The sequence below is a fragment of the Pseudomonas sp. AL 58 genome, from assembly GCF_036348395.1.
In the GTDB taxonomy this organism is placed as follows: domain Bacteria; phylum Pseudomonadota; class Gammaproteobacteria; order Pseudomonadales; family Pseudomonadaceae; genus Aquipseudomonas; species Aquipseudomonas defluvii.
The window spans coordinates 308251-328403 of record NZ_JAZBQR010000002.1; the positions used below are offsets into that span (position 1 = coordinate 308251).

Sequence of the window (20153 nt, forward strand, 5' to 3'; positions counted from 1 at the left end):
CAAGTGTAGGCTGACATTAATGCTGCAATGGCCAATCTCGGGGTATTGGGCAATGCCTCTGCGCTGGAAACAACTCAAAGATGGCTGTAGGCCCTTGAATACCTGATGGTCACGAAAAATAGCGCGTAATGCACGCAGCATAAGCCAATGAAATTTACGCTGGCAGCCCTTTCACCACGATACTCAATGCATTTTGGGGAGTTTGAAATGAGTTATCTAGAGGATGTCATAATCAATGAGCCCATCGCTGACGTGCTGACTGCATTCATTCCCAGAGTCCCATACCAGACGATTGATCGTCTGTACGTCCAATTCAAGTTCGAGGTCATCGCCAATGGTGAGCTTATTAAGGTGTATAAACAGCTTTTCAAAGACGGGGTTTTTGTCAAAAACGAAAAAGGCCTGCCGATGAAAGGCCCGAACTGGTCAGTTCCAGATTTTGTAACCTTGAACAAGTACAGGACCGACTCGTTGGATACACCCTCCAACCCGGTTTGATTGAGTGAGGGTTAAATCATAACCATTTAGAACATTCCGATCACTCACGCACAGGTCAGACGGCCTGTGCTGACGTGATCGGAGTTTTCATGGCCTTTACTGGCGAGGGCAGAAATGAGGGGCTGGAGCGCTATCGAGTGCTCAGCATGAAGATAGGCGTGCATGGAACGATGCTTATACGGTAACCCTTGAGGGCTATGAGGGCTATGAGGGCTATGAGGGCTATGAGGGCTATGAGGGCTATGAGGGCTATGAAGAAGCGGACCCGCTTTACACAGCAGAAGCGGAAGAAGCGTATATCGGCGACAGATGGAAAATGAAATGGGGTGTGAGCAATGAGTTATCTGGAGAAGATCATAGTCAACGAGTCCATCGCTGACGTGCTGACGGCATTAATTCCCATCTCTTCATATCCAATGATTGACTGTATGTACGTTCGATTCAAATTCGAAGTCGTCGCCAGTGGTGAACTTATGAGAGTGTATGAGCAGCTTTTCACAGATGGTGTGTTTGTCACGAACGAAAAAGGCAGGCCTATAAAAGGCCCAAACTGGTCAGTCCCAGATTTTGTAACCTTGAACAAATACAGGGCCGACTCGTTGGATACACCCTCCAACCCGGTTTGATCGAGTGAAGGTTCAATCGCAACCATTGAGAGTATTCCGATCACGTCATCACAGGTCAGACGGCCTGTGATGACGTGAGCGGAGTTTTCCTAGCGTTTACTGACGAGGGCAGAAATAAGGGGCTGGAGCGCTATCGAGTGCTCGGCATGAGGATAGGCGTGTATCGAACGATGCTTATACGGCAACCCTTGATGACTATGGGGCGATGAAGAAGCGGACCCACTTTACAAAGCATAAGCGGAAGAGGCGTATCGGCGACAGATGGAAAATGAAATGAGGTGTTAGCAATGAGTTATTTAGAGGATGTCATAATCAATGAGTCCATCGCTGACGTGCTGACTGCATTTATTCCTGGAGTCTCATACCAGACGATTGATCGTCTGTATGTCCATTTCAAGTTTGAGGTCATCGCCAATGGTGAGCTTATAAAAGTGTATGAGCAGCTTTTCAATGATGGGGTGTTTGTCACGAACGAAAAGGGCCTGCCGATGAAAGGCCCGAACTGGTCAGTCCCAGATTTTGTAACCTTGAACAAGTACAGGACCGACACACTGGATACACCCTCCAACCCGGTTTGATCCAGTGAAGGTTCAATTACAACCATTGAGAACATTCCGATCACGTCAGCACAGTTCAGGCGGCCAGTGATGACGAGATCGGAGTTTTCCTAGCGTTTACTGACGAGGGCAGAAAATAGGGGCTGGAGCGCTATCGAGTGTTCGGCATGAAGATAGGCGTGTATGGAACGATGCTCATACTGCAACCCTTGAGGGCTATGGGGGCGATGAAGAAGCGGACCCGCTTTATGCAGTAGAAGCGGAAGAAACGCACCGAAGGCAAACAGATAAAGAGAAGTGGGGAGTTTGCAATGAGTTATCTAGAGAGTGTCATAATCAATGAGCCCATCGCTGACGTGCTGACGTGCTGACTGCATTCATTCCCAGAGTTCCATACCAGACGATTGATTATCTGTACGTCCAATTCAAGTTCGAGGTCATCGCCAATGGTGAACTAATTGAGGTGTATAAGCAGCTTTTCAAAGACGGGGTTTTTGTCAAAAACGAAAAAGGCCAGCCGATGAAAGGCCCGAACTGGTCAGTCCCAGATTTTGTAACCTTGAACAAGTACAGGGCCGACACGTTGGATACACCCTCCAACCCGGTTTGATCCAGTGAAGGTTCAGTCGCAACCATTAACGGTTGGCAGATGAGTCAGCCCTGTTCACGCAGGTGCTTAACAAACTGCTGCACCAACGGCCCGGCATCACGCCGATAGGCGACGGCCACGGTGCTGGTACAGCCCTCATCGGCCAAGGGCACGAATGTTAGTCCGCTGGGCGCGATATCTTTCATGCAGCGCGGTAGCAGGGCCACGCCAAACCCGGCCTGAATCAACTGCAGTTGCGTGGTCTTGCGTGACACCACTCGCGCAGCCTTGGGAAAGAATCCCGCTTGCATGCATAACTGCGCAGACAGGTAGCTCAAGCCGCCTCGTTGGCGATGGGGGATGGAGATAAAGGCTTCTTCTCGCAATTGCGCCAGGCTGGCTGTGGCCGTGCTGGCCAAGGGGTGGTCGCTGGCCACCGCTAGCAGCAGCGGTTCCTCGAACAGTGGCTCAATGCACAAGGCTTCATGCTGGCGCAGTACGGGGAGGCGCAGCAGGCCCAGTTCCAGCCGGCCTTCGACAAGTTCTTCGAGCTGCGCTTCGGAGGACTGCTGGGCAATCTCCATGGAGACCTTTGGGTTGTCCTGCAGGTAGCGGCTGAGCCGGGCGAGCAAGTGCCCTGTCAGCGGTACGGTGCTGGAGTGACTGAGGCGAAGGCTACCGCGCAGGCCATTACCGATTTCGTGGGCCATGCGACTGGCTTTTTCCAGTTCGCTGAGCAGGCTGCGTGCGCGTGGCAGGAACGCCTCGCCCGCCGTTGTCAGGCGCGGCTGGCGGGCGGTGCGCTCGAACAGTGGCGTGTCGAGCAGGTCTTCCAGCACCTTGATCTGCCGGCTCAAGGCCGATTGGGCGATGTACAGGCGCTCGGCGGCGGCACTGAAGCTGCCGCTGTCGGCGATTTCAACGAAGTAGCGCAGCTGTCGCGTGGAGATCATTGAGCTATGCCTTTTAAAGATACCTTCTGCATGAATTGCATATTAGTCGGCATGGCTGGTGAGTGGATAAAGTTTCCGCGTCTTCCTTAGAGGTCGCTCGCTATGACGGTGGCAATGGTGTTTTCCCTACTTCCCTTTTCGGCGATTGACTGGCTGCTGATCATGCTGGGTGTCGGTGCGGCCTATGTTGTCTTTGGTGTCGCCGGGTTTGGTACAGCGCTGGTCGCGGGGCCGGTGATGATTCAGTTCATGCCGTTGTCGCGGATTATCCCGTTGTTGGTGCTGCTGGATTTCGTGGCGGCGTTTGGTAACTGGCTACCGGCACGCAAGGCTGTGGTTCGCAGCGAGCTGATGCGTCTGCTGCCGTGCATGGCGCTGGGCTGCACCCTGGGTGTGGTGTTCCTGCTCAACCTCAAGTCCGACCTGCTGTTGCTGCTGATGGGGCTGTTTATTACGGCGTATGCCGTCTACAGCCTGGCAGTGACCGTCAAGCCTGCACGCCTGGCGCCTGGCTGGGTGGTGCCAATGGGTACGGTTGGTGGCCTGTTTGGGGCGCTGTTCGGGAGTGGCGGCTTTCTTTATGCGATCTACCTTAATGCCCGGTTGCTCTCCAAGGATCAGGTGCGTGCCACCCAGAGTGCCTTGATCAGTTGCAGTACGCTGGTGCGCCTGAGCCTGTTCCTGCTGGCGGGTGTGTATGCCGACCTGCCGTTGTTGCTGCTGGCGCTGTGCCTGGCGCCGATGATGCTGCTGGGCGTGTGGGTGGGCCGACGGCTGACCCTGAACATGTCGCGCGAAGCGTTTGTGCGCATGGTCACCTGGCTGGTGCTGGCCAGTGGTATTGCACTGATCGGTCGCTATCTGAGTGCCTGAGCACGGGTTAAACTGGCGACTTTGAATTGGTTTGGCCGTCGTTATGAATACCCAGTGCATCATCGTCCCGAAAATTTCCACGGTCCCGGTACACGAGCCGAGAGCCCGGGCGATCCTGCGTTGGCTAGTGCGCGAAAACATTGTCGAAGAACAGCTGAGCACCTGCGGGCGTACCGGCAATCGCATGGCGTATGCCATCGCGCCGGGCGCACGCAAGGTGGTGCTGCATCCGGAACTGCTGCCGTTCGATCAGCCGGTCAATGGCCTTGAGGTGGTCACCAAGCGTTGCATCTATACGCCGGTGCAGGGGTTTCTGGAGGAGGCCGGGTGTGCCGAATGCCGTCGCGAGGTTGGCGAGGCGCTGTTCGAGAGCCTGGAAGAGTGGATGCCTGGGCAGACCGATAACTTCACCTGCCCCGAGTGCGGCCATGAGGACGATATCAACGGCTTCCTGTTCCTGCAGCCGTGTGGTTTTTCCAACCTGGGGTTTATCTTCAACAACTGGGCCGAAGCTGGTTTCAAACCCTCTTTTATCGAAGCATTTGCCGATTGGCTGGACCAGCCCGTGGCCGTGGTGCAGGTGACATTGAACGACAACTGACCGAAGGGCCATCTATACATTGAGTGAAGGCCCGGGTATGAGTATAATGGCGCGCTTCCATTTTTCCCGCCCGGGAGCCCCCGCGATGCTGCGTATCAGCCAAGAAGCCCTGACCTTCGACGACATTCTCCTAGTGCCTGGTTATTCCGAGGTACTGCCCAATGAAGTCAGTCTCAAGACCCGTTTGACCCGTGGCATCGAGCTGAATATTCCGTTGGTTTCCGCCGCCATGGATACCGTGACCGAAGCCCGCCTGGCCATTGCAATGGCACAGGAAGGTGGCATCGGCATCATCCACAAGAACATGACCATCGAGCAGCAGGCTGCCGAAGTGCGCAAGGTCAAGAAGTTCGAGGCTGGCGTGGTCAAAGACCCGATCACCATCGACGCTGACGCTACCGTGCGCGACTTGTTCGAATTGACCCGCCTGAACAATATCTCCGGTGTACCGGTACTGCACAAGGGTGACCTGGTCGGTATCGTGACCTCCCGTGACGTGCGCTTCGAGAACCGTCTGGACGCCACCGTGCGTGAAGTGATGACGCCGAAAGAGCGTCTGGTCACTGTCCGCGAAGGCGCCGACAAGAACGAAGTCCGCGAGCTGCTGCACAAGCACCGCCTGGAAAAAGTCCTGATCGTCGACGAGCAATTCGCCCTCAAGGGCATGATGACCGTCAAGGACATCGAAAAGGCCAAGGCCTACCCGCTGGCCAGCAAGGACGACCAGGGTCGTCTGCGCGTCGGCGCCGCTGTCGGCACCGGCAAGGACACTGGCGAGCGCGTTGCCGCACTGGTTGCTGCTGGCGTTGACGTGGTTGTGGTCGACACCGCGCACGGTCATTCCAAAGGCGTTATCGACCGCGTTCGCTGGGTCAAGGAAAACTTCCCTGAAGTGCAGGTCATCGGCGGCAACATCGCCACTGGCGCTGCGGCCAAGGCACTGGTTGAAGCTGGCGCTGATGCGGTCAAGGTCGGTATCGGCCCAGGCTCGATCTGCACCACCCGTATCGTTGCAGGTGTTGGCGTGCCGCAAATCAGCGCCATCGCCAATGTCTCTGCTGCACTGGATGGCACCGGTGTGCCATTGATCGCTGACGGCGGTATCCGTTTCTCCGGTGACCTGTCCAAGGCCATCGTTGCAGGCGCTTCCTGCGTAATGATGGGTTCGATGTTCGCCGGTACCGAAGAAGCGCCAGGTGAGATCGAGCTGTTCCAGGGCCGCTCCTACAAGGCGTACCGCGGCATGGGTTCGCTGGGTGCTATGTCCCAGGCCCAGGGCTCTTCCGATCGCTACTTCCAGGACTCCTCGGCCGGTGCCGAGAAGCTGGTACCGGAAGGTATCGAAGGTCGCGTTCCGTACAAAGGCTCCCTGACCGCAATCATTCACCAGTTGATGGGCGGTCTGCGCTCCTCGATGGGTTACACCGGCAGTGCCACCATCGAAGAGATGCGCACCAAGCCTGAGTTTGTCCGCATCACCGGTGCCGGCATGGCCGAGTCCCACGTGCATGACGTGCAGATCACCAAAGAAGCGCCAAACTACCGCGTAGGTTGATGCTTCTGGCAGTACTAGCAAGCGGGGCTGTTATCGACAGCCCCGTGTCGTTTCCGATTACCACTGACGAGATTGAGTCATGGCCCTCGACATTCACGCTCACCGCATCCTGATCCTCGATTTCGGTTCCCAGTACACCCAGCTGATCGCTCGTCGCGTTCGCGAAATCGGTGTGTACTGCGAACTGCATCCGTTCGACATGGACGATGAAGCGATTCGCGAATTCGCCCCGCGCGGCATCATCCTCGCAGGCGGCCCCGAGTCGGTCCACGAAGCCAACAGCCCACGTGCCCCGCAAGCCGTTTGGGACCTGGGTGTACCTGTGTTCGGCATCTGCTACGGCATGCAGACCATGGCCGAGCAATTGGGCGGCAAGGTTGAAGGTTCCGATCTGCGCGAATTTGGTTACGCCCGTGTCGATGTCGTCGGCAAGAGCCGCGTGCTGGACGGCATCGAAGACCATGTAGACGACGATGGCGTATTCGGCCTCGATGTCTGGATGAGCCACGGTGACAAGGTTACCGAGATTCCAGCCGGCTTCCATATTCTGGCCAGCACCCCGAGCTGCCCGATCGCCGGTATGGCCGACGACACCCGTGGCTACTACGGCGTGCAGTTCCACCCGGAAGTGACCCACACCAAGCAGGGCGGTCGCATCCTGTCGCGCTTCATCCTCGACATCTGCGGCTGCGAAGCACTGTGGACTGCGTCGAACATCGTTGAAGACGCCATTGCCCAGGTGCGTGAGCAGGTGGGTTCGGCAAACGTACTGCTGGGTCTGTCTGGCGGTGTCGACTCTTCGGTGGTGGCTGCGCTGTTGCACCGTGCCATTGGCGATCAACTGACCTGCGTCTTCGTCGACAACGGCCTGCTGCGTCTGCACGAAGGTGAGCAAGTGATGGCCATGTTCGCCGAGAACATGGGCGTCAAGGTGATTCGTGCCAACGCCGAGGAACAGTTCCTGTCCAATCTGGCCGGCGAAGCCGACCCAGAGAAGAAGCGCAAGATCATCGGTCGCACCTTCATCGACGTGTTCGATGCTGAGGCGAGCAAGCTGGAGAACATCCAGTTCCTGGCCCAGGGTACCATCTACCCTGACGTGATCGAGTCGGCCGGTGCCAAGAGCGGCAAGGCTCACGTGATCAAGTCGCACCACAACGTTGGTGGCCTGCCAGAGGAAATGAACCTCAAGCTGGTCGAGCCGCTGCGCGAGCTGTTCAAGGACGAAGTCCGCCGTATCGGTCTGGAACTGGGCCTGCCTTACGACATGGTCTACCGTCACCCGTTCCCGGGCCCAGGCCTGGGTGTGCGGATCCTCGGTGAGGTGAAGAAAGAGTACGCCGACCTGCTGCGTCGTGCCGACCACATCTTCATCGAAGAGCTGCGCAAGGCCGACTGGTACCACAAGGTCAGCCAGGCGTTCGTGGTGTTCCAGCCCGTCAAATCCGTTGGCGTGGTAGGTGATGGCCGTCGTTACGCCTGGGTCGTGGCCCTGCGTGCCGTGGAAACCATCGACTTCATGACCGCCCGTTGGGCGCACCTGCCGTACGAGCTGCTGGAAACTGTCAGTGGTCGCATCATCAACGAGATCGATGGCATCTCGCGGGTGACCTACGACGTGTCGAGCAAGCCGCCGGCAACCATCGAGTGGGAATGATCCCGCGTCCGGCATAGGCTACTGACAAACCCCCGCTTTTTAGCGGGGGTTTGTTTTTTAAGCCGAGTGGATTCTGGCACTGATCCCTATAGGCGTTGGCGTGCCAATGATGCCGGCGCCGCATGCCCGCTGACACTCCGCTTCGCGCAGTGCTGTCAGGCAACAATATGTGCAAAGATAAGCTTGGAAATCTCGACGATCGCGGTCTTGCCGGTGAACTTGAACTTCACTTTGCCCAGCGACGAAAAGTAAATTTCCAACTCCGAGTCCAGGTCGAACGTGCCGGAAGTTTCAACCGAGTAGGTCACGATATTTTTGTAGGGCAGGGAGGTGAAATCCTTTTTGCTGCCGTGCATCTTGGTTTCCGCCAAACGTCGGCGGTAAGCCGGGCAGCACAGAAGCATCGCTCACGTTGACGTACCTCGGGGCTAAAACGGGTGGCTTCAGTGTTCATGACTCGATATTCTTGAATCAATATTTTTACAGGTTGGTGTTTTCATGCATAAGAGGATAAACCCAGGTTTTTTATTTGATAGCACACAATACGGATTCAGCCAGGCTGTTGTTTCAAAAGGAAGTAATCACATTTTCTTATCAGGGCAAGTTGCAGCCAATGCAGATCAGTCTCTGCACAGCGTTGGCATGTACGAGCAAGCAATACGGTGCTTAAAATGCATTGAAAGGTTGTTGGCAGAAGTCCCTGCGCGCTTGAGTGATGTAACTATTCTCAGAATCTATATACGAGCTGATGCGAGTAATCCAGATTCTCAGAACGATATCTCAAGAGCACTGCATGACTCATTTGGAGACAAGTTGCCAGCCTCCTCGTGGATCTTGGTTTCGGGGTTGGCGAGCCCAGACTGGCTCCTGGAGATCGAAGCTCAAGCCGTTACTGAATAATGTGATCGCGCTCGGGCGTGTAAACGCCTGAGGCAGGCGTTTACACGATTTGTTCTAATGGTTGCCCGGCGAAACGCTGGAAGAAGCCATTGACCGTTACCAGGGCAAGCCTGGATCCCACAGGGAGCGCCCATGTTCTGCGCGGTCCCCTGTGGGAGTTGGCTTGCCAACGATGCAGGCGCCGCATGCTCGCTGGCACCCCGCTTCGCGCAGTGCTGTCAGGCAAAAATATGTGCAGAGATAAGCTTGGAAATTTCGACGATCGCGGTCTTGCCGGTGAACTCGAACTTCACTTTGCCCAGCGACGAAAAGTAAATTTCCAGCTCCGAGTCCAGGTCGAACGTGCCGGAGGTTTCAACCGAGTAGGCCACGATATTTTTGTAGGGCAGGGAGGTGAAATCCTTTTTGCTGCCGGTGAGGCCTTGCACGTTCACTGCGATGATGCGCTTGTTGGTGAACACCACGCCGTCGCGCATGGATTTGTAAGCGTCGATGACGTGTTCGCCGTCTAGCAGCAGGGCGGTTACGCGTTCGGCGTATTCGTCGTTTTGCTTGAGTTTGAAGAAGCCTTTGTTGTTGAAGTCGATCATGCGTGGATATCCCTATGAGGTGAGCAACAGTCCAGGTTTTTCAATGGCAGGGGCTGGTCGGGGGGATTCTGGTGCAGATGGGGTGGGTGCCACAAGGCGGGTGCGACAAAGTCTTCACTTAATCTTTCTCAAATGCAGGTGTATCGTATTCGCCCTTCATCGCTGGCACAGTGCGCCAGCCTGTTGAGTCTGCAGTACGAGGTGCTTGCTCCGATGTCCTTTACCCGGCGACAAATTCTCGGTGGCCTTACTGGCTTGGTGGCGGTTGGCCTGGGGGCGGGTGGCGCTGCGCGCTATTGGCTGGGCAGGACCGACCCGAATGCTGGCCATGACTACGAGCTGATTGCCGCACCCTTGGATGTGGAGCTGGTATCGGGCTACAAGACACCGGCGTGGGCGTTTGGGCCTTCGGCGCCGGGCACCGAGTTGCGTGTACGTCAGGGCGAATGGCTGCGTGTACGCTTCATCAATCACCTGCCGGTTCCTACAACTATTCATTGGCACGGCATTCGCCTGCCGCTGGAAATGGATGGCGTACCCTACGTTTCGCAACTGCCGGTATTGCCGGGCGAATACTTCGACTACAAATTCCGTGTGCCGGATGCCGGTAGCTACTGGTATCACCCGCATGTGAGCAGTAGTGAGGAGCTGGGACGCGGGCTGGTGGGGCCGTTGATTGTCGAGGAGCGCGAGCCCACCGGGTTCAAGCACGAACGCACCCTGAGCCTGAAGAGCTGGCATGTGGACGAGCAAGGGGCCTTTGTGGCCTTCAGCGTGCCTCGTGAAGCTGCCCGGGGTGGTACGGCAGGGCGCTTGCTCACCATCAATGGTGAACCCAATGCTGTTGTCGATCTGCCGGCTGGGCAGATTGTCCGCGTGCGCTTGCTCAACCTGGACAACACCCTGACCTACCGGATCAACCTGCGCGGGAATGCCGAGGCGCGTATTTATGCGCTGGATGGCAACCCGATCACGCCGCGTCCGCTGGGCAAGGACTACTGGTTGGGCCCGGGAATGCGTATTTGTCTGGCGATCAAGGTGCCGCCGGCGGGTGAGGAAATCTCCCTGCGTGATGGCCCGGTACGCTTGGGTACCTTGCGCTCGGTCGCCAGCAATGACACGCCGAGTGACTGGCCGCCAGCGCTGCCGGCCAACCCGGTGGCCGAGCCGGATCTGGCCAATGCCGAGAAGCTCCACTTCAATTTTGAGTGGGCAGGTTCGGTGTCGGTGAATACCGAGAATCGACCGCCAAGCCTGTGGCAGATCAATGGTGTTGCCTGGGACATCACGGACAAGACCTGCTCTGATCGCCCGATTGCTACGCTGAAGAAGGGCAAGAGTTACATCTTCGAGCTGAAGAACATGACCCAGTATCAGCACCCTGTTCACCTGCATGGCATGTCCTTCAAGGTGATTGGGTCGAACCGACGCAAAATCGAGCCGTACTTCACCGACACCTACCTGTTGGGCAAGAACGAACGTGCCCAGGTCGCCTTGGTAGCCGATAACCCGGGAACCTGGATGTTCCACTGCCATGTCATCGATCACATGGAAACCGGCCTGATGGCTGCAATCGAGGTAGCCTGATGCGCCAGCCCCAGATCATTGATCGCAGTCGCGATCAGGTTTTCATGCAGATGGCCCTGGACCTTGCGGCCCAAGGCGCGGCCTTGGGTGAAGTGCCGGTGGGTGCGGTGTTGGTGCAGCATGGTGAGGTCATTGGTCGGGGGTTCAATTGCCCGATCAGTGGCAGTGATCCCAGCGCGCATGCCGAGATGGTCGCCATTCGTGCGGCTGCGCAGGCTGCCAGTAACTACCGCTTGCCGGGCAGTACCCTCTACGTGACGCTGGAGCCGTGCAGCATGTGCGCAGGGCTGATCGTCCATTCGCGTATTGCCCGTGTGGTGTTCGGGGCGCTGGAGCCTAAAGCCGGGGTGGTGCAGAGCCAGGGGCAGTTTTTTACCCAGGGTTTTCTCAATCACCGCGTGCTGTTTGAGGGCGGGGTATTGGCCGAGGAGTGCGGCAGTATTCTCACTGAGTTCTTCAAGGCGCGGCGTGCGCGATCCTGAGCGGGCATGCCGCTGGGAAGTGCGCGATGACTGAACGCAGGGCTCAGAGGGACGATGGCTGCTCAGGTGGTTTGGTCTTGTTGACCCCCGGCACATGCAGGTTGCCTTCGGCCACCTGATTGCCCTCAAGCTGTGGCTGCGTAACCCAGGTCAGGATGTCGTAGTAGCGACGGATGTTGGCCACGAAGTGCACGGGTTCACCGCCGCGGGCGTAGCCATATCGGGTTTTGCTGTACCACTGCTTTTGCGACAGGCGTGGCAGCATTTTCTTTACATCCAGCCACTTGTTCGGGTTCAGGCCTTCCCGGGCCGCCAGTTTGCGTGCGTCGTCCAGGTGGCCGCTGCCCACGTTGTAGGCCGCCAATGCGAACCAGGTACGGTCCGGCTCTTCGATCTTGTCGTCCAGCTCGTTCTTGACGTGCATGAAGTACTTGGCGCCACCGCTGATGCTCTGCTTGGGGTCCAGTCGATTGGAGACGCCCATGGCCTGGGCCGTGCGTTGGGTGAGCATCATCAGCCCGCGAACGCCGGTCTTGGAGGTGACCTCTGCCTGCCACATCGACTCTTGGTAGCCGATGGCCGCCAGCAGGCGCCAATCAACCTTTTCTTTCTTGGCCGTGGCCTGGAAATGCTTCTCGAAGCGTGGCAAGCGTTGCTGCAGGTGTTGGGCGAAGGTATACGCGCCGACGTAGCCAAGTACATCGACATGGCCGTAATAGCGGTCTTTCAGGCGTTGCAGGGTGCCGTTCTTTTGGGCCTTGTCGAGGAAGGTGTTGATTTCGTTGAGCAGGCTGTTGTCGTCGCCAGCGGCGACGGCCCAGCGCTGGTCGCGGGCATCCCCCAGATCAAACGCTACCCGTACGTTGGGGAAGTAAACCTGGTTCATTGCCAATTCGTTGGAGTCGACCAGGGTCAGGTCGATCTGGCCTTCGTCGACCATGCGCAGCAGGTCGACCACTTCGACCGCCTCGGACTCTTCGTAACTGAGCTTGGGGTACTGTTTCTTCAGTTCCGCCAACTGCTCGGCATGGGAGCTGCCCTTGAGCACCATGATGCGCTTGCCGACCAGGTCGGTGACGTCGGTAGGGCGTGAGCGGCCGTTGCGATAAATGATCTGGGGCGTGACTTCCAGATAAGGGTGGGAAAAGCGCACCTGTTGTTTGCGCTGTTCGCTGCTGACCAGGCCGGCGGCCGCCAGTACCGGGCCTTGTGGCTTGCCCAGTTGTCCGAACAGGTCGTCAAGGTTGTCAGCGGTTTCGATCTTCAGCTCTACCCCCAGATCGTCGGCAAAGCGCTTGACCAGTTCGTATTCGAAGCCGGTTTCGCCGTTGCGGTCCTGGAAGTAGGTGGCCGGGCTGTTGCGGGTAACCACGCGCAGCACGCCATCCTCTTTGACTCGCTCGAGTGTGCTGGGTTTTTCAACGCAGGCACCGAGCAGCAGTAAGAGTCCGGTTGCGATGAGCCATTTGGCGCAACGCTGGCGCAAAGCAGTCTGGGCAAACATAACGTGCAGTATACGCAAAGGTCAGGCCCAGCCATATCTCGACAATGGGTGGCTTGTCTGTTAGCGATGGGCAAAAATGTACGCGCAAAACGTAGGGTTTTTACCGTCTTTTTCAATTTAAGAGGTGGCGCTGTTGTAGGCCGTCAGCAGATACCGATATTCGGGCAGGGGTGGATGCAGCGTTTCGAGTGCCTGACGCGCCGGTTTAGGCTACAATGCACGGCCTCTAAGCACACCCCCTTCCTGAGGCTGTCCCGACGATGTTGATCCTGCGCGGCGCTCCTGCCCTTTCTGCCTTTCGCCACGGTAAGTTAATCGAGCAACTGAGCCAGAAAGTCCCCGCTGTTAGTGGTTTGTATGCTGAATTCGCTCATTTCGCCGAGGTTGACGGTGATCTGACCGCCGATCAACAGCAGGTGCTTGCACGTCTGCTCAAGTACGGCCCTAGCGTACCGGTTCAGGAGCCCACTGGCCGCCTGTTTCTGGTAGTGCCACGTTTCGGCACCATTTCGCCCTGGTCGAGCAAGGCCAGCGACATCGCCCACAACTGTGGCCTGACTAATATCCAGCGCCTGGAGCGGGGTATCGCCTTCTATGTCAGCGGTGAGCTGAGCGAGGCTGATGTCGTTGCTGTTGCCGACGTGCTGCACGACCGCATGACTCAGCTGGTGCTGAGCAAGCTGGAAGATGCCGCGGGTCTGTTCAGTCACGCACAACCCAAGCCGTTGACGGCGGTCGATGTACTGGCCGGTGGCCGCGCCGCACTGGAAAAGGCCAACGTCGAGTTGGGCCTGGCCCTGGCTGACGATGAGATCGATTACCTGGTCAATGCCTTCCTGGGCTTGAAGCGCAATCCGCACGACATCGAACTGATGATGTTCGCCCAGGCCAACTCCGAGCATTGCCGGCACAAGATCTTCAATGCCAGCTGGGATATCGATGGCGAAAGCCAGGAAAAAAGCCTGTTCGGCATGATCAAGAACACCTACCAACTGCACAGCGAAGGCGTGTTGTCTGCTTACAAGGACAACGCCTCGGTGATCGTAGGTTCCGTGGCCGGTCGTTTCTTCCCGAACCCTGAAACCCGCCAGTACGGCGCGGTGCAGGAGCCGGTCCACATCCTGATGAAGGTCGAGACCCACAACCACCCGACCGCTATTGCGCCGTTCCCGGGTGCTTCTACCGGCTCCGGTGGCGAGATTCGCGACGAAGGCGCTACCGGCCGTGGTGCCAAGCCGAAAGCGGGCCTGACCGGTTTCACCGTTTCCAACCTGCGCATCCCCGGTTTCGAACAGCCTTGGGAAAAGCCTTACGGCAAGCCTGAGCGCATCGTCAACGCGCTGGACATCATGATTGAAGGCCCACTGGGTGGTGCGGCGTTCAACAACGAATTCGGTCGTCCAGCCCTGACCGGCTACTTCCGTACCTTCGAGCAGTCGATCACGACCCCGCACGGTGATGAAGTCCGTGGCTACCACAAGCCGATCATGCTGGCCGGTGGTATGGGCAACATCCGTGAAGATCACGTGCAGAAGGGCGAAATCAGCGTCGGCGGCAAGCTGATCGTGCTGGGTGGCCCGGCCATGCTGATCGGCCTGGGCGGCGGTGCCGCCTCGTCGATGGCGACCGGTTCCAGCTCGGCTGACCTGGACTTCGCTTCCGTTCAGCGGGAAAACCCTGAAATGGAGCGTCGTTGCCAGGAAGTGATCGACCGCTGCTGGCAGCTGGGCGACAACAACCCGATCAAGTTCATTCACGACGTCGGTGCGGGCGGCCTGTCCAACGCTTTCCCTGAGTTGGTTAACGACGCCGGTCGCGGCGGTCGTTTCGAACTGCGCAACGTGCCGAACGACGAGCCAGGCATGGCGCCGCTGGAAATCTGGAGCAACGAATCCCAAGAGCGTTATGTGCTCTCGGTCGATGCGGCCGATTTCGAGCGTTTCAAGGCGATCTGTGAGCGTGAGCGCTGCCCGTTCGCGGTGGTTGGCGAGGCCACTGCCGAACCGCATCTGACCGTTACCGACAGCCATTTCGGCAACAATCCGGTGGATATGCCACTGGACGTACTGCTGGGCAAGCCGCCAAAGATGCACCGTTCGGTGACCCGTGAAGCGGAACTGGGCGATGATTTCGATCCAAGCGCACTGGCGCTGGATGACTCCATTGATCGCGTATTGCGTCACCCTGCGGTGGCCAGCAAGAGCTTCCTGATCACCATCGGCGACCGCACCATCACGGGTCTGGTTGCTCGCGACCAGATGGTCGGCCCGTGGCAAGTGCCCGTGGCCGATGTCGCTGTCACCGCCACCAGTTTCGATGTCTACACCGGTGAAGCGATGGCCATGGGTGAGCGTACCCCGCTGGCCCTGCTCGATGCCCCGGCGTCCGGTCGCATGGCGATTGGCGAGACCCTGACCAACATGGCTGCCTCGCGGATCGGCAAGCTGTCCGACATCAAGCTGTCGGCCAACTGGATGTCTGCCGCAGGTCACCCGGGTGAAGATGCGCGTCTGTATGACACCGTCAAGGCCGTTGGTATGGAGCTGTGCCCAGAGCTGGGCCTGACCATTCCGGTGGGCAAGGACTCCATGTCCATGAAGACCCGCTGGAGCGAAGAGGGCGAGGAGAAGAGCGTTACCTCGCCGCTGTCGCTGGTTGTCACCGGTTTTGCGCCTGTGACTGACATTCGCAAGACCCTCACCCCAGAGCTGCGCATGGACAAGGGCGAGACCGATCTGATCCTGATCGACCTCGGCCGTGGCCAGAACCGCATGGGCGCCTCGATCCTTGCACAGACCCACGGCAAACTGGGCAGCCAGGCGCCGGACGTCGACGATGCCGAAGACCTGAAAGCCTTCTTCGCCGTGATCCAGGGCCTGAACGCTGACGGTCATCTGTTGGCCTACCACGACCGTTCCGATGGTGGTCTGCTGGTCAGCGCACTGGAAATGGCCTTTGCCGGTCACTGTGGCCTGAGCCTGGAGCTCGACACCCTGACCAGCAAGCGTGAGAAGGTCGCGGCGATTCTTTTCAACGAAGAGTTGGGTGCGGTCATCCAGGTGCGTCAGGACGCTACGGCAGAGGTGCTGGCACAGTTCAGCGCCGCAGGCCTTGGTGAGGACTGTGTTGCCGTGATCGGTCAACCGATCAACAGCGCCGAAGTGCAGATCAGCCTGAACGGCGAAGTGCTGTTCGACGGTGAGCGCAGTGTGTTGCAGCGCACCTGGGCAGAAACCAGCTACCGGATCCAGCGTCTGCGTGATAACGCTGACTGTGCCGATCAGGAGTTCAATGCCCTGCTGGAAGAAGATAACCCAGGCTTGAACGCCAAGCTGGGCTTTGACGTCAACCAGGATGTCGCGGCGCCTTACATCAAGACCGGTATTCGCCCGCAAGTGGCTGTACTGCGTGAGCAGGGTGTCAACGGCCAGGTAGAAATGGCTGCTGCGTTCGACCGCGCCGGCTTCAATGCCATCGACGTGCACATGAGCGATATCCTCGCCGGTCGCGTTGACCTGAACGACTTCAAGGGGCTGGTCGCCTGTGGTGGCTTCTCTTATGGTGACGTGCTGGGTGCCGGTGAAGGCTGGGCCAAGTCGGCCCTGTTCAACAGCCGTGCCCGTGATGCCTTCCAGGGCTTCTTCGAGCGTAACGACAGCTTCACCCTGGGTGTCTGCAACGGTTGCCAGATGCTCTCCAACCTGCACGAGCTGATTCCGGGCAGCGAGCTCTGGCCGCACTTCGTGCGTAACCGTTCCGAGCAGTTCGAAGCCCGTGTGGCCATGGTTCAGGTTCAGGAGTCGAACTCGATCTTCCTGCAGGGCATGGCCGGTTCGCGCATGCCGATCGCCATCGCTCACGGTGAAGGTCATGCCGAGTTCCAGAGCCCTGAGGCGCTGCTTGAGGCAGACCTGTCCGGCTGCGTGGCGCTGCGTTTTGTCGACAACCATGGCAAGGTCACCGAAGCTTACCCGGCCAACCCTAACGGTTCGCCGCGCGGTATCACTGGCCTGACCAGCCGCGACGGTCGCGTCACCATCATGATGCCGCACCCTGAGCGGGTCTTCCGTGCCGTACAGAACTCCTGGAAGCCGGACGAGTGGAATGAAGACGGTGCGTGGATGCGGATGTTCCGTAACGCGCGCGTGTGGGTGAACTAAGCCGGATGTACAAGCTCGCCTTCTTCGTACCGCCTAGCCATCTAGAGGTGGTCAAGGCTGCCGTATTCGCCGCCGGTGGCGGCCGAATCGGTGACTATGATTGCTGCGCCTGGCAGGTACTTGGCCAAGGCCAGTTTCGCCCACTGGACGGCAGCCAGCCGTTCATTGGGCAGGCGGGTGTGGTTGAGCAGGTGGAAGAGTGGCGCGTAGAGTTGGTGGTGGCCGACGCGTTGATTGAGTCGGTCGTCACCGCTCTGAAGCAGAGCCATCCGTATGAAACCCCGGCCTATGAAGTCTGGCAGCTCGCCAACTTTTGAGGGGTTCAATAAAAACGCCGCGATCGGTACCGATCGCGGCGTTTTTTTATGGGTTCAGTTTACTGTTCTTGCTGCCTCAGGGGCGGATCTCGATCAGGGTGCCGTCTTTGACCAGGCTCCAGACTTCGCGCATGTCGGCGTTCTTCATGGCGATACAGCCTTCGGTCCAGTCCAGGGTATGGAAGTACCACTCCGGGTACTCGTCATTGAGCGGGGTACCGTGGATCATGATCATGCCGCCAGGCTCGACACCTTCGCGGCGCGCTCGGGCGGCATCGCTGACGTTCGGGTAGGAGACATGCATGGCCAGGTTGTAGCGATCGCTAACCTTGCGCCAGTCAAGCCAGTACAGGCCTTCCGGGGTGCGTTTGTCACCTTCGCGCTGTTTCGGGCCGTTGGGCTGCTTGCCCAGGGAGATGCGGTAGCTCTTGAATGGTTCGCCGGCGCTGATCAGTTGCAGTTGACGGGCTGATTTGATGACCAGCACTTTCTCGACGGTGCGTTGCTGTGGGACCGGCTTGGTCACGATGGTTTCGGTGAAGGCCGCCTGAGATACCGAGGCCACTGTGAGGCAGAAGAGGGCAAGCAACCATCGCATGAAACAATATCCCTGATAAGTAGCCAGATCTAAGTCGTGAATGTCGGGCCGAACAGGGGGGGTAGGCATTCGTTACCGACCGGGAAGCGCTGCTCGACGAGGTCACGATAATAGCATTCTAGGGTACGACTGATGGTGCGGAAAGCCAGCTCATCCCAAGGTATTTCGCTTTTTTCAAACAGCCGTACTTCCAGGCTTTCCTCGCCAATGGCGAAATCCAGATCGCTCAGTTCGGCGCGGAAGAACACGTGTACCTGGTTGATGTGCGGCAGGTCGAACAGTTGGTACAGACTCATTGGGCCAAGTCGCGCGCAGGCCTCTTCGATGGTCTCGCGGCGAGCGGCCTGTTCGATGGTCTCACCGTTCTCCATGAAACCAGCCGGCAGGGTCCAGTAGCCGCGTCGGGGTTCGATGGCGCGGCGGCACAGCAGTATCTGGCTGCCCCAGATTGGCAGAACGCCGGCGACGATGTTCGGGTTCTGGTAATGAACGGTCTGGCAATGCTCGCACACATAGCGCAGGCGGCTGTCGCCTTCGGGGATGCACTGAATGACCGGTTTGCCGCAGGCGCTGCAGAAATTCATGATCGGATTATCCTGATGGTTAGGCCTATCTTCGCGCCAGCGTCGGCAGGCCTGCAAGCGGGTTTGCCGCAGGGGGTTGGGCAGGGCGGTGCATTTGGTGCATGATGAGGAGAGTCCTTGAGTTGAGAGAGACCATGCTGGACGAGTTACTTCGCCGAGTGAGTAGTCATACACCGAGTACCCTGGAGACGGATCGACGTTTTCCCGAGGCCGCCGTGTTATTGCCCATCACGCGCAGCGACGAGCCTGAGCTGGTGCTCACCTTGCGCGCCAAGGGGCTTTCCACCCATGGTGGTGAAGTAGCCTTCCCGGGTGGTCGACGCGACCCGGAAGACCCCGACCTGATCTTCACCGCCTTGCGCGAGGCCGAGGAGGAGATTGGCCTGCCGCCGGGCCTGGTGGAGGTCATCGGCCCGTTAAGCCCATTGATTTCCCTGCACGGCTTGCGCGTCACGCCCTTTGTCGGGGTGATTCCTGACTATGTCGAGTACCGCGCCAACGATGCCGAGATTGCCGCGGTGTTTACTGTGCCGCTGGCGTTCTTTCGTCAAGACCCGCGCGACCATACGCACCGCATCGACTATCAGGGGCGCAGTTGGTATGTGCCCAGCTACCGATTCGGCGAATACAAGATCTGGGGGTTGTCGGCGATCATGATCGTCGAGCTGGTCAATCTGGTTTACGATGCCGGCATCAGTTTGCACAAGCCGCCAGAGCGTTTCATTCCAATCTGAGCGGGCTCACCCGCCATGATCCAATCGTGAGGAACCACGCATGAAATACCGTCTGGGCGACCTGCGGGTCGAAGCTCATCCGCAGAGCTGGGCTGCGCCCACCGCCACCCTGATTGGCAAGGTGCGCCTGCAGGCGGGCGCCAGTGTCTGGTTCGGTGCGGTACTGCGTGGTGACAACGAGCTGATCGACATTGGCGAGAACAGCAACGTTCAGGACGGTACGGTGATGCACACCGACATGGGTTCGCCGCTGACCATCGGCAAGGGCGTGACGATTGGTCACAATGCCATGCTCCATGGCTGCACGGTGGGTGACTACAGCCTGATCGGCATCAACGCCGTAATCCTCAACGGCGTGCGTATCGGCAAGCACTGTATTATCGGCGCCAATGCACTGATTCCCGAAGGCAAGGAGATCCCCGATGGCTCCTTGGTCATGGGCTCGCCGGGCAAGGTCGTGCGCGAACTGACAGAAGCACAGATGAAAATGCTTGAAGCCAGCGCGGCCCACTACGTTCACAACGCACAGCGTTATGCCCGTGATCTGGCTGAGCAGGAGGCATGATGGTCAGCCCGGAGCGCCCGGTGGCGTCACCTTGTGTCAACGTGTGCGCACTGGACGAGCAGGATATCTGTACCGGTTGTCAGCGTACCGCCAGTGAAATCACGCGCTGGGGGCGCATGGACAACAGTGAGCGGCGTAAGGTGCTGCTGTTGTGCCACGAGCGCGCGCTGGCTGCGGGTTTGATACTGCCGACGGCCCAGCCATCGGCTTGAGCCTTACCGGG

20 protein-coding genes and 1 pseudogene are annotated in these 20153 nt (G+C 58.4%); 15 read left to right on the forward strand and 6 right to left on the reverse strand.

Features of this window, described 5'->3' with window-relative positions:
- Positions 1-147 precede the first annotated feature (147 nt).
- The 3 genes from UIA24_RS01805 (at position 148) to UIA24_RS01815 (ending at position 2291) form a co-directional block, all read left to right on the forward strand.
- On the forward strand, positions 148-498 hold the full coding sequence (locus tag UIA24_RS01805) for an immunity protein (RefSeq protein WP_330522048.1): 351 nt from the start codon (positions 148-150) through the stop codon (positions 496-498).
- Positions 499-1411: 913 nt separating this feature from the next.
- Positions 1412-1702 carry an immunity protein gene (locus UIA24_RS01810; RefSeq protein ID WP_099773665.1) on the forward strand — a complete coding sequence of 97 codons (291 nt, stop codon included), beginning with the start codon at positions 1412-1414 and terminating at the stop codon, positions 1700-1702.
- A gap of 343 nt (positions 1703-2045) precedes the next feature.
- Positions 2046-2291, forward strand: coding sequence for an immunity protein (locus tag UIA24_RS01815; RefSeq protein WP_330522049.1), 246 nt, complete (start codon positions 2046-2048; stop codon positions 2289-2291).
- A gap of 44 nt (positions 2292-2335) precedes the next feature.
- Here UIA24_RS01815 and UIA24_RS01820 read toward each other — a convergent pair whose 3' ends face one another.
- The gene (locus UIA24_RS01820; RefSeq protein ID WP_099773667.1) at positions 2336-3223 is read right to left on the reverse strand and encodes a LysR family transcriptional regulator; all 888 of its coding nucleotides are present in this window, start codon (positions 3221-3223) and stop codon (positions 2336-2338) included.
- A 102-nt stretch (positions 3224-3325) separates the two neighbouring features.
- On the opposite strand from UIA24_RS01820, the gene UIA24_RS01825 reads away from it, so the two are divergent.
- The 4 genes from UIA24_RS01825 (at position 3326) to guaA (ending at position 7909) form a co-directional block, all read left to right on the forward strand.
- Complete coding sequence (locus tag UIA24_RS01825; protein WP_065761734.1) at positions 3326-4096, forward strand: sulfite exporter TauE/SafE family protein; 771 nt, start codon at positions 3326-3328, stop codon at positions 4094-4096.
- A gap of 43 nt (positions 4097-4139) precedes the next feature.
- A complete protein-coding gene (locus UIA24_RS01830) occupies positions 4140-4697 on the forward strand; it encodes a sugar ABC transporter ATPase (protein ID WP_065761733.1) in 558 nt (185 codons plus the stop codon).
- Between the two features lie 85 nt (positions 4698-4782).
- On the forward strand, positions 4783-6252 hold the full coding sequence (gene guaB, locus UIA24_RS01835) for an IMP dehydrogenase (protein WP_330522050.1): 1470 nt from the start codon (positions 4783-4785) through the stop codon (positions 6250-6252).
- Between the two features lie 79 nt (positions 6253-6331).
- Positions 6332-7909 (forward strand): glutamine-hydrolyzing GMP synthase, encoded by a 1578-nt coding sequence (gene guaA / locus UIA24_RS01840; RefSeq protein ID WP_065761731.1) that lies wholly within the window; start codon positions 6332-6334, stop codon positions 7907-7909.
- A gap of 155 nt (positions 7910-8064) precedes the next feature.
- Here the strand turns inward: guaA and UIA24_RS01845 are convergent.
- A pseudogene (locus UIA24_RS01845) lies at positions 8065-8259 on the reverse strand (PH domain-containing protein); the annotation flags it as partial.
- 148 nt (positions 8260-8407) lie between these two features.
- Between UIA24_RS01845 and UIA24_RS01850 the strand changes: the two are divergent.
- Positions 8408-8809, forward strand: coding sequence for a Rid family hydrolase (locus tag UIA24_RS01850; protein ID WP_330522051.1), 402 nt, complete (start codon positions 8408-8410; stop codon positions 8807-8809).
- Between the two features lie 218 nt (positions 8810-9027).
- Here the strand turns inward: UIA24_RS01850 and UIA24_RS01855 are convergent, their stop codons facing one another.
- Positions 9028-9399: a PH domain-containing protein gene (locus UIA24_RS01855; protein WP_099773671.1), complete on the reverse strand. Its 372-nt coding sequence runs from the start codon at positions 9397-9399 to the stop codon at positions 9028-9030.
- A 213-nt stretch (positions 9400-9612) separates the two neighbouring features.
- Here UIA24_RS01855 and UIA24_RS01860 point away from each other — a divergent pair, with 213 nt between their 5' ends.
- Both UIA24_RS01860 and tadA read left to right on the forward strand, forming a co-directional pair.
- The gene (locus tag UIA24_RS01860) at positions 9613-10986 is read left to right on the forward strand and encodes a multicopper oxidase family protein (RefSeq protein WP_099776548.1); all 1374 of its coding nucleotides are present in this window, start codon (positions 9613-9615) and stop codon (positions 10984-10986) included.
- Positions 10986-11468, forward strand: a complete 483-nt coding sequence (tadA, locus tag UIA24_RS01865; RefSeq protein ID WP_065761799.1) for a tRNA adenosine(34) deaminase TadA — start codon at positions 10986-10988, stop codon at positions 11466-11468. The genes UIA24_RS01860 and tadA overlap by 1 nt, the downstream gene beginning before the upstream one ends.
- Before the next feature lie 43 nt (positions 11469-11511).
- On the opposite strand, the gene mltF is transcribed toward tadA, so the two are convergent.
- The gene (gene mltF, locus UIA24_RS01870) at positions 11512-12972 is read right to left on the reverse strand and encodes a membrane-bound lytic murein transglycosylase MltF (RefSeq protein WP_065761800.1); all 1461 of its coding nucleotides are present in this window, start codon (positions 12970-12972) and stop codon (positions 11512-11514) included.
- Between the two features lie 260 nt (positions 12973-13232).
- On the opposite strand from mltF, the gene purL reads away from it, so the two are divergent.
- Together purL and UIA24_RS01880 are read left to right on the forward strand one after the other, a co-directional pair.
- Positions 13233-17132 carry a phosphoribosylformylglycinamidine synthase gene (gene purL, locus UIA24_RS01875; RefSeq protein ID WP_330522052.1) on the forward strand — a complete coding sequence of 1300 codons (3900 nt, stop codon included), beginning with the start codon at positions 13233-13235 and terminating at the stop codon, positions 17130-17132.
- A 5-nt stretch (positions 17133-17137) separates the two neighbouring features.
- A complete protein-coding gene (locus UIA24_RS01880) occupies positions 17138-17449 on the forward strand; it encodes a Nif3-like dinuclear metal center hexameric protein (RefSeq protein WP_099773673.1) in 312 nt (103 codons plus the stop codon).
- A 76-nt stretch (positions 17450-17525) separates the two neighbouring features.
- Here the strand turns inward: UIA24_RS01880 and UIA24_RS01885 are convergent, their stop codons facing one another.
- Positions 17526-18047: a L,D-transpeptidase family protein gene (locus tag UIA24_RS01885; RefSeq protein WP_330522054.1), complete on the reverse strand. Its 522-nt coding sequence runs from the start codon at positions 18045-18047 to the stop codon at positions 17526-17528.
- A gap of 29 nt (positions 18048-18076) precedes the next feature.
- Positions 18077-18631 (reverse strand): NUDIX hydrolase, encoded by a 555-nt coding sequence (locus UIA24_RS01890; RefSeq protein WP_330522055.1) that lies wholly within the window; start codon positions 18629-18631, stop codon positions 18077-18079.
- Positions 18632-18765: 134 nt separating this feature from the next.
- On the opposite strand from UIA24_RS01890, the gene UIA24_RS01895 reads away from it, so the two are divergent.
- The 3 genes from UIA24_RS01895 to UIA24_RS01905 are packed head-to-tail and all read left to right on the forward strand — an operon-like array spanning position 18766 to position 20142.
- Positions 18766-19365 (forward strand): CoA pyrophosphatase, encoded by a 600-nt coding sequence (locus tag UIA24_RS01895; RefSeq protein ID WP_102052823.1) that lies wholly within the window; start codon positions 18766-18768, stop codon positions 19363-19365.
- A gap of 40 nt (positions 19366-19405) precedes the next feature.
- Positions 19406-19930, forward strand: a complete 525-nt coding sequence (locus UIA24_RS01900) for a gamma carbonic anhydrase family protein (RefSeq protein ID WP_065759971.1) — start codon at positions 19406-19408, stop codon at positions 19928-19930.
- On the forward strand, positions 19930-20142 hold the full coding sequence (locus tag UIA24_RS01905) for a DUF1289 domain-containing protein (protein WP_102052822.1): 213 nt from the start codon (positions 19930-19932) through the stop codon (positions 20140-20142). Before UIA24_RS01900 ends, UIA24_RS01905 begins: the two co-directional genes overlap by 1 nt.
- Positions 20143-20153: the final 11 nt, after the last annotated feature.